Source organism: Streptomyces sp. NPDC007346 (assembly GCF_040703535.1).
GTDB lineage: Bacteria > Actinomycetota > Actinomycetes > Streptomycetales > Streptomycetaceae > Streptomyces.
On the sequence record NZ_JBEYKR010000086.1, the window covers coordinates 17,259 to 29,637 of the forward strand.

Below are 12,379 nucleotides of genomic sequence, written 5' to 3' on the forward strand. Positions count from 1 at the left end.
CCAGCGCGCTCCTGTGCGCCCGAGGCGCCCGACGCCCCCGGTGCGTCAGCGCTCACCGCACCCGGCAGTGCTCCACGAAGCGCTGGGCCACCGAGGGGGTGGCCGCCCAGTGGGTGTGCAGGTAGCTGGCGTGCACGCCCCGCTGGACGTACCCCTCCACCCGCCGCTCCGGCTGGTGCATGCCCCAGGCGGGCGTGGCCCCCGCCCCCGGCTCCAGCACCGTCCGGTGGAACTCGTGGCCCCGCATCCGGGTCCCGGCGACCGCCAGTGGGCTGTCCGAGACCGCCACCGCCTGCCGGTAGCCGAGCGTGAGCCGCTCCGACATCCGGGCCTCGGCGTCCAGCACCCCGCACATCGGCCGCCCGTCCAGCTCCCGCGCCAGATACAGCAGCCCCGCGCACTCGGCCGCCACCGGGGCTCCGCTGAGGGCCAGCTCCGTGACCGCCCGCCGCAACGGTTCGTTGGCCGACAGCTCGGGGGCGTACACCTCCGGGAACCCGCCGCCGATCACGAGCCCCGCCGTCCCCACCGGCAGCTTCTCGTCCCGCAGCGGGTCGAAGACCACGACCTCCGCACCGGCCGCCGTCAGCAGCTCGGCGTGTTCCGCGTACGCGAAGGTGAACGCCGCCCCGCCGGCCACGGCGACGACCGGCCGGGGCCCCTCCACGACGGCGTACGCCGGTTCCCACGGCGCGTCCGGCAGCGCGGGCGCCGTCCGTGCCAGCGCCATCAGCGCGTCCAGGTCGCACCCGGCGCGCACCCGCTCACCCATGGCCCGTACGGCGTCCACCGCGTCGCCCTGCCGCTCGGCCACCGGGACCAGACCCAGGTGGCGCGAGGGCGTCGCCACCTGAGGCGCCCGCCGCAGGACACCGAGCACCGGCAGCCCGGACTCGTCCAACGCGTCCCGCAGCAGCGCCTCGTGCCGGTCGGAGGCCACCTTGTTCAGGATCACCCCGCCGATCCGCACCTGAGGGTCCCAGGAGGCGAACCCGTGCACCAGGGCCGCCACCGACCGCGACTGCGACGAGGCGTCCACCACCAGCACCACCGGGGCCTTGAGCAGCTTCGCCACCTGCGCGGTCGACGCCAGCTCCCCCTGTCCCGAGGCACCGTCGTACAGCCCCATCACGCCCTCGACCACGGCGAGGTCGCACCCCGCCGACCCGTGCGCGAAGAGCGGGGCGACCAGATCCGTCCCGCACATGTACGCGTCGAGATTCCGGCCGGGGCGGCCCGTCGCCAGCGAGTGGTAGCCGGGATCGATGTAGTCCGGGCCCACCTTGTGCGGCGAGACGGCGAGCCCGCGCGCGGCGAAGGCGGCCATCAGGCCGGTGGCGACGGTGGTCTTGCCGCTGTTGGAGGCCGGAGCGGCGATGACCAGACGGGGCACGCTCACCACTCGATGCCCCTCTGGCCCTTCTGCCCCGCGTCCATCGGGTGCTTGACCTTGGACATGTCGGTCACCAGGTCGGCGGCCTCGATGAGCTTGTCGGGCGCGTTGCGGCCGGTGATCACCACGTGCTGGGTGCCGGGCCGGTTCCGCATCACCTCGACGACCTCGTCGGTGTCGATCCAGCCCCAGTGCATCGGGTAGGCGAACTCGTCGAGCACGTACAGCTTGTACGTCTCGGCCGCCAGGTCCCGCTTGACCTGCTCCCAGCCCTCGCGGGCCTTCTCCTCGTTGTCGAGCTGACCGTCGCGCTGCACCCAGGACCAGCCCTCGCCCATCTTGTGCCAGTCGACGGTGCCGCCCTCGCCGCTCGCGCCGAGCACCTTCAGCGCGTTCTCCTCGCCGACCTTCCACTTCGCCGACTTCACGAACTGGAACACCCCGATCGGCCAGCCCTGGTTCCAGGCCCGCAGCGCGAGCCCGAACGCTGCTGTCGACTTGCCCTTCCCGATGCCCGTGTGGACGAACAGGAGCGGGCGGTTGCGGCGCTGACGGGTGGTGAGCCCGTCGTCCGGCACCGATGTCGGCTGTCCCTGCGGCATTAAGCGGCCCTCCCGGCTGCGGTGACGTCCTTGACGAGCCCGGCGATCGAGTCGGCCCGCAGCTCGTCGAGCGTGACGGCGGTGCCTCCCAGTTCCCGGGCCAACTCCCCGGCGAGACCGAGGCGTACGTACCCCGACTCGCAGTCCACGACGACCGAGGCCGTCCCCTCGGCCTGATGCAGCCGCGCCGCCCGCCCCGCCAGCGCCACCGGCTCCGGACCGCCGGTGGCCCGGCCGTCGGTGACGACGACGAGCAGGGGCCGGCGCGAGGGGTCGCGCAGCCGCTCCACCCGCAGCACGTCGTGCGCCTTGAGCAGCCCGGCCGCGAGCGGCGTACGCCCCCCGGTCGGCAGCGACTCCAGGCGGGAGGCGGCCGCGTCCACGGAGGAGGTCGGCGGCAGCGCCACCTCGGCGTCCTTGCCCCGGAAGGTGACCAGACCGACCTTGTCCCGCCGCTGGTAGGCGTCGAGCAGCAGCGACAGCACGGCCCCCTTGACCGCGCTCATCCGCTGCCGGGCCGCCATCGACCCGGAGGCGTCCACGACGAACAGCACGAGGTTGCCCTCGCGCCCCTCGCGGGTCGCCTGCCGCAGATCGTCCCGGCGCACCACGAGCCCGCGCCCGGAGCGCCCGCGCGAGCGCTGGTGGGGGGCGGCGGCCTGCACGGTCGCGGCCAGGTGCAGCTTGGTCAGCGACCCCTGCGGGCGGCGTGCGCCGGTGGTACGGCCGTGCTCGGTACGGGCCCGGGAGCGCCGCCCCGCCGCCCCTTCGCCGAGCCCCGGCACGCTGAGCATCTTCGTACGGAACGGCTCGGCGGAGGCCACCGGCCGCTGCTCGGCCCCGGCGGACCGGCCGGGCGCGTCGGGGGCGCCTTCGGGGGCCTGCGGCGGCGTGTCGTCCGAGCCGCCTTCGCTCCGGGGCGGCGTGCGGTCCTCCCCGTCGGCCTGCGGCGGCACACCACCGCCCCCACCGCCGTCGCCGCCGCCATCGGGGCCGGGGCCGGGATCGTCGTCGTTGTCCTGCCCCTCGTCCCCGGCGGCCTCGTCCAGGGTCTGGTCGAGCTTGTCCTCGTCGAGCCCCGGCGCGTCGAACGGGTTGCGGCGCCGCCGGTGGGGGAGGGCCAGGAGAGCGGCCTGCCGTACGTCGTCGGCGGTCACCTCCTCGCGCCCGGCCCAGGCGGCGAGCGCGGTCGCCGTGCGGGCCATCACGATGTCGGCCCGCATCCCGTCGACCTCGAACGCGGCGCAGGTCGCGGCGATCTGGCGCAGCACACCGTCACCGAGCACGACGCGCGGCAGCAGGGCGCGCGCGCCGGCGATCCGCTCGCGCAGGGCCGACTCCTCCGCGGCCCAGCGCGCGGCGAACCCCTCGGCGTCGTCGTCGTACGCCAGCCGGCGCCGCACGACCTCCACCCGCTCGTCGGTGTCCCGGGAGGCGGCCACCTCCACGGTGAGCCCGAACCGGTCCAGCAGCTGCGGCCGCAGCTCGCCCTCCTCCGGGTTCATCGTCCCGACCAGCAGGAACCGTGCCGCATGGCGTACGGAGACGCCTTCGCGCTCGACGTACGAGGCACCCATGGCGGCCGCGTCCAGCAGCAGGTCCACCAGGTGGTCGTGGAGGAGGTTGACCTCGTCGACGTACAGGATCCCGCGGTGCGCGTCGGCCAGCAGCCCCGGCTCGAACGCCTTCACGCCCTCCGAGAGCGCCCGCTCGATGTCCAGCGCCCCCACGAGCCGGTCCTCGGACGCGCCGACGGGCAGCTCCACGGTCCGCGCGGCCCGCGACACACCGGCGGCCCGCGCGTGCGGCCCGTCGGGGCACGCCGGGTCGGGGGAGGCGGGGTCGCAGGAGAACCGGCACCCCGGCACGACGGAGACCTCGGGCATGAGGGCGGCCAGTGCGCGGACGGCGGTGGACTTGGCGGTCCCCTTCTCGCCCCGCACGAGCACACCACCGACGGCCGGACTGACCGCGTTCAGCAACAGCCCGAGCCGCAGGTCGTCCTGCCCGACGATCGCGGTGAAGGGATACGGCGTACTCACTTGGCCTCCTCGTCGACATGAACATCAGCAAAATCAGGGCCTGCGGCCCCGGGCTCGGCGGCTGGGCCGAATCCGGCGGACCCGGCAGGCCCGAGCCCCTCCGGCGACCCGGGAGCGGGTCCGGGGGCGGCGCCCCGGCTCTCCGGAGCACCCGCGCCCGGCGAAGGCGCCCCCGGCGGCACGAACGGCAGCCCCGCGGGCGCGCCCCCCTCGATCAACCGCCACAACGCGTCCGTGTCCGCGTGCTCCTCCACCAGATCCCCCAGCCGGTCCAGCTGCTCCTCCCGCAGCACCCCGAAGCTCGTGTCCGGCGCGGGAACGAACCGCCGCCCCGCGGCCCCGGCCACCTCCACCAGGAACCGCCGCCGGAACGCGTCGCTCTCCAGCGACCCGTGCCAGTGCGTCCCCCACACCGACCCCACCCGGCACCCGTCCAGGAACGGTTCGCCGCCCCGCACATCGGCCACCCCGTGGTGGATCTCGTACCCCTCCACCGGCTCCCCGAGCGCCGAACCCACCGGCCGCGCCAGCGTCTTGGCCCGGTCGAACCGGATGCGTACGGGAAGGAGCCCCAGCCCGTCCACGACCCCCGCCCGCGACTCCACCTCGTCCTCGATGCGCTCACCGAGCACCTGGAACCCGCCGCAGATCCCCAGCACCGGCCGGCCCTCCGCCGCCCGCCGCACCAGGGCGTCCGCCAGGCCCCGCTCCCGCAGCCAGGCCAGCGCCTTCACCGTGCCGCGTGTGCCGGGCACGACGACCAGGTCCGCGTCGGCCAGCTCGTCGGCCCGGTCCACGAACCGCACGACGACGCCCGGTTCGGCGGCCAGCGCGTCCACGTCCGTGAAGTTCGACATCAACGGCACCGCGCAGACCGCGACCCGCAGCACGTCCTCGCCGTGCGGGGGAGCCACGACCGACTCCCGTACCGCACCCCGCAGGGAGACCCGCAGACCGTCCTCCTCGTCGATGCCGAGGCCGTGGGTGTACGGCAGCACCCCGTACGTCCGCCGCCCGGTGAGCCCGTACAGCATGTCCAGGCCCGGCTCCAGCAGCGAGACGTCGCCCCGGAACTTGTTCACCAGGTACCCCGCGACCAGCGACTGGTCCTCGGCGCTCAGCAGCGCCGTGGTCCCGAAGAACGAGGCGAAGACCCCGCCCCGGTCGATGTCCCCGACCACCAGCACGGGGAACTTCGCGGCCCGCGCGATGCCCATGTTCACGATGTCGGTCCGTCGCAGGTTGATCTCGGCCGGCGACCCGGCGCCCTCGCAGATCACCGCGTCGTACGTCGACCGCAGCTGCTCCAGACAGTCCACGACCGTCCCGAGCAGCGCTTCCTGCCGGCCGCCGTGGTAGCCACGGGCGCTCATCTCCCCGACCGGCTTCCCCATCAGGACGACCTGGCTGGAGCGGTCGCTGCCGGGTTTGAGCAGGACCGGGTTCATCAGGGCGGTCGGCTCCACCCGGGCGGCCTGCGCCTGCATCGCCTGGGCGCGCCCGATCTCGGCGCCCTCGCGGGTCACGAAGGAGTTGAGGGACATGTTCTGCGCCTTGAACGGCGCGACCTTCACGCCCCGGCGCACCAGCCAGCGGCAGATGCCCGCCGTGACGACGCTCTTGCCCGCGTCCGAGGTGGTCCCCGCCACCAGCAGCCCGCCGCTCATGCCCGCCCCCGCTTCCGTCCGGTGGACGACCGCCCCGCGGCCATCCGTCCCACGGCCATCCGGCCCACCACACACACGCCGAGGGCCAGCACCCCCACCCGGCGCGACAACCGCACCGCACGTTCGATGTCGGCGCTCCGCACCTCTCGCCCGGCCTCCCCGTTCAGGACCGGCCGGTGCTCGACGCGCCCGGCGTACGCCAGCGTCCCGCCGAGCCGTACGCCGAGCGCCCCCGCGAACGCGGCCTCCACCGGGCCCGCGTTCGGGCTCGGGTGGCGCCCCGCGTCGGCCCTCCAGGCGCGTACGGCCTGACGGGGCCTGCCCCCGCCCACCACGGCCAGCGCGGCCGTCAGCCGGGCACCGGGCCACCCCGCGAGGTCGTCCAGGCGGGCGGAGGCCCAGCCGTAACGGCGGTGGCGGGGCGACTTGTGGCCGACCATCGCGTCGAGCGTGTTCACGGCCCGGAAGCCGACGAGTCCCGGCACCCCGCCGATCGCCCCCCACACCAGCGCGCCGACGACGGCGTCCGAGGTGTTCTCGGCGACCGACTCGACGACGGCGCGGGCGATCTGCGGCCCGTCCAGGGCCTGCGGATCACGCCCGCACAGATGCGGCAGCCGCTCCCGGGCCACGTCCAGGTCCCCGGCGGCCAGCGCGCCCCCGATGGCGCGGGCCTCCCGGCCCAGCGACGTACCGCCGACGACCGACCAGGTGGTGGCGGCGGTCAGCGCGACGGCGAGCGCGGGGCGTGTCCGTACGGCACGGGCGGCCAGTGCGGCGGCCCCGACGGCGCCTCCGGCGCACACGAGGGTGTGCAGCGCGCCCCGGCCCCGGTCGTCGCGCCACAGCAGGGACTCCACCCGCGCGGCGGCCCGGCCGAAACCGGCGACGGGATGGCCCCGGCGCGGGTCGCCGAGAGCCGCGTCGGCGATGATCCCGGCGGTGGCGCCGTACGCGAAGACGCGATCGACACGCACGGCGTCAGGCCGTCGTGGGGCGGGAGGTTCCGGCGTCGGGGGGTACGGGATGCGGCGCTCGGCGGCCAGACATGGCGTTAAGTCCTTAACTCAGGGTCCGCGCCCTGGTTCGACGTGACCGGCGACGAGAGTCTCCTGGCTTCCGGATCCGCAGTTCCCCCGGCCTTCCAGCCCGCGTGGCGAGGGCCGTGACATCCGGTGTGGGGGAGTGCTCCCCGGTGACAGTGGCGGGACCGCGCCGGATTCGCACCGGCTTCCTCTGCTGTCGCCGTAAATGGCTCCGGCAGTCCACCACGCTGCGAGAACAGCCGTCAACTTGCTGTTGACCAGCGGAGGGCCAGTGTGCGCAGACGCACATCGGGCCGGACACACAGGAGTGTGCCCGGCCCGAGGGAGTGCGCTGGGTGCGCGTCAGGCGACGATCAGATAGATCCCGTACGCGACCGCCGCCGCGCACAGCGCGAAGGAGGCGTACGCGCCGGTGCGCGCCAGGACGGTCGACCCGCCGGAGGAGCTGCTGCCGACCGGGGCCGACAGTTTGGAGAGGGCGACGATGCCCACGGTGAAGAGGCCGACCAGCGCGACGGTGACCACGAGACTGACACCGAAGACGGAGGCGAGAGCTGCCCAGTCGATTTTCATACGGATCTGTCCTTACACCGTGGCCGAGGGCCGCGCCGTGTCGTCGGGCGCAGCGGTCGGGGCCGGGATGGTGGTCATGAGGTCGGTGGGGAGGGGACCGATGGGCGGCGGCTGGACCGCGGCGATGGCCGTGGTGACGACGCCCTGTGGCTCCCCGGTGGTGGCCGAGCCGTCGATGTCCGTGCCGTCGACGGCCGTGTCGTTGACGTTGGTGTGGTCGACCGGCTGGCGGCGCGAGGCCAGCCAGATGGCGAAGGAGCCGCCGACCAGCAGGAGCGCGGTGACGGTGATGCCCCACGGGCCCTGCTTGGTGAGGAACTCGGCGCCCGCGCCGACCAGGCCCGCGGCCGGGAGCGTCAGGCCCCAGGCGACGAACATCCGGGTGGCGGTGGACCAGCGGACCACGCCGCCCTTGCGGCCGAGGCCCGCGCCCATCACGGCACCGGAGCAGGACTGGGTGGTGGAGAGCGAGAAGCCGAGGTGCGAGGAGGCCAGGATGACGGTCGCCGCACTGGTCTGGGCGGCGAAGCCCTGCGGCGGCCGGAGGTCGGTCAGGCCCTTGCCCATGGTGCGGATGATGCGCCAGCCACCGAGGTAGGTGCCGAGCGCGATGGCGATACCGGCGGAGACGATGACCCACATCGGCGGGTTGGAACCGGGGGCCAGGACACCGCCGGTGACCAGGGCCAGGGTGATGATGCCCATCGTCTTCTGGGCGTCGTTGGTGCCGTGGGCGAGCGAGACCAGACCGGCCGAGGCGATCTGCCCGGCCCGGTAGCCCTTCGCCGTCGACTTGAGCTGGTTCGGGTCGGTGACGTTCCGGTTGATGCGGTACGTCAGCCGCGTGGCCAGCATCGCGGCGAGACCGGCGACCAGCGGGGCGGCGATGGCGGGGAGCAGCACCTTGGTGACGACGGTGCCGCCGTTGATCGAGGACCAGCCGGCCGACATCACGGCGGCGCCGATCAGACCGCCGAACAGGGCGTGGGACGAGCTGGAGGGCAGGCCGACCAGCCAGGTCAGGAGATTCCACAGGATGGCGCCGACGAGCGCCGCGAAGATGACCTCGGTTCTGATGCCGTCCTCGTTGACGATCCCGCCGGAGATCGTCTTGGCGACCTCCACCGACAGGAACGCGCCGATCAGGTTGAGAACGGCGGACATGGCCACCGCTGTCTTGGGCTTCATCGCGCCGGTCGAGATGGTGGTCGCCATCGCGTTGGCGGTGTCGTGGAAACCGTTCGTGAAATCGAACACGAGAGCTGTTACGACCACAATCGCAAGCAGCAGCGTGATGTGTTCCATTTACCCAGGCAATCGTTCGACGTCAGTGGCTCGTGGACCGTAGGCAACCTGGGTGAACGGAAGATGAACTGGGCAGGGCGCTGTGGTGACCCCAATCGGAGTGCGGTGGTTCCGCTTGTGTGCGGGAGAGGCCACGGGGGGCCGGTGGGGCACCCGCTGGTCTGCCCTTTGCCCCCCGTTGGGGAAGTTTTTGACAGCGGTTTCGGCCCTGGAGGAGATCCCGGTCACGTGGGGCAGGCCGTTCCGGTTCCGCGCCCCCGCGCCTACGCTCGCCCCATGAGCGAGCAGCAGCCGGAATCAGTCGTCCGGGCCTGGCGGGAGGTGGTCGACACCGCCCGCAGGAGCGCCGCCGACGGGCTGGTCGTCGGCGCCTCCGGCAATGTGTCGGCCCGCGTCGGAGACCTGGTCCTGGTGACCCCCAGCGGGGTGCCCTACGACCGGCTCGGACCCGGGGACGCGGTCGGGGTCGACCTGAGCGGACGGCAGGTGCTCGGGAGGCTCAGGCCGACCAGCGAACTCCCCCTCCACCTCGCGATCCACCGGGAGACCGACGCCACCGCCGTGGTCCACACCCACGCGGTGCACGCCACCGCCGTCTCCACCCTCGTCACCGAGGTGCCGCTCGTGCACTACGCGGCGGCCATCCTCGGCGGCCCCGTCCGCACCGCCCCCTACGCCCGCTACGGCACCCCGGAGCTGGCCGACGCCATGCTCACCGCCCTTCAGGGCCGTACCGGCTGCCTGCTGGCCAACCACGGCACCGTCACCTACGGCTCCACCCTCGACCAGGCCTACGAGCGCACCGCGCAGCTGGAGTGGCTCTGCCGCCTCTGGCTCACCGCGAGCGCCGTACCGGGCCGCACCCCTGCCCTGCTCGACGAAGCCCAGCTGGCCGAGGTGACCGAGGCGCTCAAGGGGTACGGGCAGCCGGGCTGAGAGGGGACCTCGCGCGGCGGACCCCACCGCCGGGGCCCCCGCCCGCCCCGGACCGCGACACGCCCGCCCCGCACCGGACGGCCCCGTCCACTGGCATCGCGCCGCCCGCCCCACGACACTGGAGCGGTGCGCCCGGCAACTGCGACGGCAACGGCCGTCACCACGATCCTCGGCGCCGGCGCGGCAGCGGTCGCGGCCGGCCGGTACGCCAGCGACGCCGCCCTCAAGGCGGCGCCCAGACGCCCCCTCCCCGCCGACCGCAGACTCACCGTGCACGCCACGGCGATCGGGCGGATCACCCTGACCCGCTCCTTCACGGCGCTCCGTCCCGGCACGTACGGGATCGAGGGCCCCGGCGTCCACGCCGTGGTCGGGCCCGTCGTCGAGGGGGCCGAGTCCACCGCCGACACCGTCGTGCGCACTCTGGAGCGGGTCACCCACGGCATCCTGGAACCGGGCGCCAAGGTCCGCCTCACCCCCGAGCTGTACCGCGGGGACCCGGGCAGCGCCCTCGGCCTGGAGTACCGGGAGGTCGAGATCCCCGGCGAACTCGGCGGACTGCCCGCCTGGTGGGTGCCCGGCGACCGCGACACCTGGGTCATCGCCGCACACGGCCTCGGCACCACCCGCGAGCACCCCATGAACCTGATGGGCTTTCTGAGCGGCATGCGGATCCCGGTGCTGGACATCGCCTACCGGGGGGACGCCGGAGCCCCCCGCCCCGCCGACGGCCTGAGCCACCTCGGCGCCTCCGAATGGCGCGACCTGGACGCCGCCATGCGCTTCGCCGTGCGCTACGGCGCCCGGAAGGTGATCCTCTACGGCTGGTCCACCGGCGCCTCCATGGCCCTGCACGCCGCGGTCGACTCCCCGCTGCGCGAGCGCGTCGAGGGCCTCGTCCTGGACTCCCCGGTCATGGACTGGCAGACCACCCTGCGTGCCCTGGCCGCCGCCCGCGGAGTCCCCGCCGCCCTGCTGCCGCTGGCCGTGCGCGCCGCCCAGGGCCGGACCGGGATGACCTCGGCCCCGCTCCTGGACACCTCCGTGCCCGGCACGCTGCCCGCCCCGACGCTGATCCTGCACGGCCCGGACGACACGATCGCCCCCTGGGGCCCCTCCCAGGAGCTCGCGGCCCGCCGCCCGGACCTGGTCGGCCTCCACACCGTGCGGCAGGCTCCGCATGCGTCGATGTGGAACGCCGACCCCGGCCGCTACGAAGAGGCCCTCAGGCGCTTCCTCACGCCCTTGATGTGAGGCGATGCGGGGATCGGTCCCTTTGGTCGCCGCACCGCCGGTAACCGTGCGCGCGGCGGTGAGACGCCTTCCGTTTGGGCTTTCGGGCCGTCAGGGGCAAGACTGCTCCCGTGACGTCCCGTACCCCGCGCGACTCCAGGCTGCGACTTGTCCGCCCGCGACCCCTCGCCACCGCCCGCAGGGCCGTGTCCACCCGCCGCACCAGGCCGGCCCCCCGGCCCCCCGAGGGCACCCCGCCCCGCCCGGAACTGGCCCGCCAGGCCAGGGCGGTCCTCGCCGACGCCGTACGCATCGCCCACTGGGCGGCCGGCGCCCCCGCCCCCGGCAGCTCCGCCCCGCTCGCCGCCCAGGCACTCGAACGGGCCGCGACGGCCCTGGAGCTCTCCCCGGCACAGGTGCGTGCGGGCTGGGACCGGGCCCGGCTGGCCGGCCTCGTCGAGCTGCACGGCGACACCGCCCGCCCCGGCTGGCGGCTGCGGGCCTGGGACCGGGACGACTCGGCCGTGCTGCGCGGCTGGGTGGCGCTCTTCGACGCCTGGTCGCTCGTCCACGCGGCGCCCGAGGGCATCGAGACCGGTGCGGTCGCCGAAGCCGTCGAGGCCGTGCCCCAGGTGCTCTCCCTCCTCCAGCTCTCCGCGGGCCCGGTCCCCGTGCCCGCCCTGCTGGACCTCCTCGCCCAGCGCATCGCCGAACTCCACGAGGAGCGCTGCGAAGTGCCGTACGGGGCGGGCAAGGCGGCGGACACCGGCGACCCGGCGGCCGACGAGCAGCGCCCCGCGCTCGCGCCGGACCGCGGCGCCGGCCTGGACGCCCTGCTGCTCGACTGGGCCCTGGAGGGCCTCGCCGCCGTCGGCGCACTGACCCTGGGCAACGGGCACGCCACCCTCACCCCGCTCGGCAACTGGGCGGTCTGGGTCAAGCTGGAGCAGATCTGCGTCGCCGCCCAGAGCCCGGCCGGGAACATCGAGCAGTCCGCCGCCGACATGCTCCTGGGCTGCGCCCGGCTCACCCCGGGACCGGCCCGCGACGAGTACCGGGCCTGGCTCGCCGCCCGTACGGTCGGCAGCGCCGTCGCCGAACTGCTCGCCGTCGCCCGGGGCGAGGACGCGCTGCTGCGCGGGCTGGCCTTCGAGGCGCTGCGGGTGGTGGGCGCCCCCGCCGAGCCCGAGGTCCGTGCCGTGGCCACCAGCCCCTCGCTGCGGCCCTACGCCCTGCTGTGGCTCGCCGAGTACGAGGGGGCCGACCCGGACGACGCGCAGGAGATCCTCAGCCGCGAGGAGGCCACCTGGCTCTGGGTCGACACCGCCGCGGCCGTCGCCGACCACGGCGAGACCGGCCTGCTGGTGCGCCACCTCGACTCCGCCGTCCAGGGCACGGTGCCGGCCCTGCTCGACGAGGTCCGGGCCGTCGGCCACCCGCGCACCGTCCAGGTCCTGGTCGCGCTGGCCGCCGCCCACCCCGACCCGGCGCTGGCCAAGGCGGTCCGCCGGGCCGCGTTCCAGGTCCACACCGGGGGAGCCTGAGACCTCCGCCGCCGGGGTCCGCCGCTCAGCCGGCGGAC

10 protein-coding genes and 1 riboswitch are annotated in these 12,379 nt (G+C 74.8%); of the genes, 3 read left to right on the plus strand and 7 right to left on the minus strand.

Translation table 11 applies throughout. From position 1 onward, the window contains the following. Positions 1-52: 52 nt before the first annotated feature. The 7 genes from AB0917_RS21845 to AB0917_RS21875 all read right to left on the minus strand — a co-directional run bounded on the left by AB0917_RS21845 (position 53) and on the right by AB0917_RS21875 (position 8,628). The gene (locus tag AB0917_RS21845) at positions 53-1,402 is read right to left on the minus strand and encodes a cobyrinate a,c-diamide synthase (RefSeq protein WP_366821281.1); all 1,350 of its coding nucleotides are present in this window, start codon (positions 1,400-1,402) and stop codon (positions 53-55) included. Next, positions 1,396-1,995 carry a cob(I)yrinic acid a,c-diamide adenosyltransferase gene (gene cobO, locus AB0917_RS21850; protein ID WP_015607771.1) on the minus strand — a complete coding sequence of 200 codons (600 nt, stop codon included), beginning with the start codon at positions 1,993-1,995 and terminating at the stop codon, positions 1,396-1,398. Before cobO ends, AB0917_RS21845 begins: the two co-directional genes overlap by 7 nt. After that, positions 1,995-4,037, minus strand: a complete 2,043-nt coding sequence (locus AB0917_RS21855) for a putative cobaltochelatase (protein WP_366821282.1) — start codon at positions 4,035-4,037, stop codon at positions 1,995-1,997. The genes cobO and AB0917_RS21855 overlap by 1 nt, the downstream gene beginning before the upstream one ends. Continuing rightward, positions 4,034-5,704 carry a cobyric acid synthase gene (locus AB0917_RS21860; protein WP_366821283.1) on the minus strand — a complete coding sequence of 557 codons (1,671 nt, stop codon included), beginning with the start codon at positions 5,702-5,704 and terminating at the stop codon, positions 4,034-4,036. Before AB0917_RS21860 ends, AB0917_RS21855 begins: the two co-directional genes overlap by 4 nt. Next, positions 5,701-6,681, minus strand: coding sequence for a cobalamin biosynthesis protein (locus AB0917_RS21865; protein WP_366821284.1), 981 nt, complete (start codon positions 6,679-6,681; stop codon positions 5,701-5,703). The genes AB0917_RS21860 and AB0917_RS21865 overlap by 4 nt, the downstream gene beginning before the upstream one ends. 128 nt (positions 6,682-6,809) lie before the next feature. Continuing rightward, a riboswitch (cobalamin riboswitch) is annotated at positions 6,810-6,942 on the minus strand. A gap of 150 nt (positions 6,943-7,092) precedes the next feature. Beyond that, positions 7,093-7,323 carry a hypothetical protein gene (locus AB0917_RS21870; RefSeq protein WP_366821285.1) on the minus strand — a complete coding sequence of 77 codons (231 nt, stop codon included), beginning with the start codon at positions 7,321-7,323 and terminating at the stop codon, positions 7,093-7,095. A 12-nt stretch (positions 7,324-7,335) separates the two neighbouring features. After that, positions 7,336-8,628 (minus strand): inorganic phosphate transporter, encoded by a 1,293-nt coding sequence (locus tag AB0917_RS21875; RefSeq protein ID WP_366821286.1) that lies wholly within the window; start codon positions 8,626-8,628, stop codon positions 7,336-7,338. A gap of 276 nt (positions 8,629-8,904) precedes the next feature. Here AB0917_RS21875 and AB0917_RS21880 point away from each other — a divergent pair, with 276 nt between their 5' ends. From AB0917_RS21880 to AB0917_RS21890, 3 genes are all read left to right on the plus strand, one after another. After that, positions 8,905-9,564, plus strand: coding sequence for a class II aldolase/adducin family protein (locus AB0917_RS21880; protein WP_366821287.1), 660 nt, complete (start codon positions 8,905-8,907; stop codon positions 9,562-9,564). Between the two features lie 126 nt (positions 9,565-9,690). After that, on the plus strand, positions 9,691-10,818 hold the full coding sequence (locus AB0917_RS21885; protein ID WP_366821288.1) for a hypothetical protein: 1,128 nt from the start codon (positions 9,691-9,693) through the stop codon (positions 10,816-10,818). A gap of 185 nt (positions 10,819-11,003) precedes the next feature. Next, the gene (locus AB0917_RS21890; RefSeq protein WP_366821289.1) at positions 11,004-12,341 is read left to right on the plus strand and encodes a hypothetical protein; all 1,338 of its coding nucleotides are present in this window, start codon (positions 11,004-11,006) and stop codon (positions 12,339-12,341) included. The last annotated feature ends 38 nt before the right edge of the window (positions 12,342-12,379 follow it).

Bases quoted from the DNA above. Each gene is read 5' to 3' on its own strand.
- cobO (WP_015607771.1), bottom strand. From the start codon at position 1,995: ATGCCGCAGGGACAGCCGACATCGGTGCCGGACGACGGGCTCACCACC.
- AB0917_RS21860 (WP_366821283.1), bottom strand. From the start codon at position 5,704: ATGAGCGGCGGGCTGCTGGTGGCGGGGACCACCTCGGACGCGGGCAAG.
- AB0917_RS21870 (WP_366821285.1), bottom strand. From the start codon at position 7,323: ATGAAAATCGACTGGGCAGCTCTCGCCTCCGTCTTCGGTGTCAGTCTC.
- AB0917_RS21875 (WP_366821286.1), bottom strand. From the start codon at position 8,628: ATGGAACACATCACGCTGCTGCTTGCGATTGTGGTCGTAACAGCTCTC.
- AB0917_RS21880 (WP_366821287.1), top strand. From the start codon at position 8,905: ATGAGCGAGCAGCAGCCGGAATCAGTCGTCCGGGCCTGGCGGGAGGTG.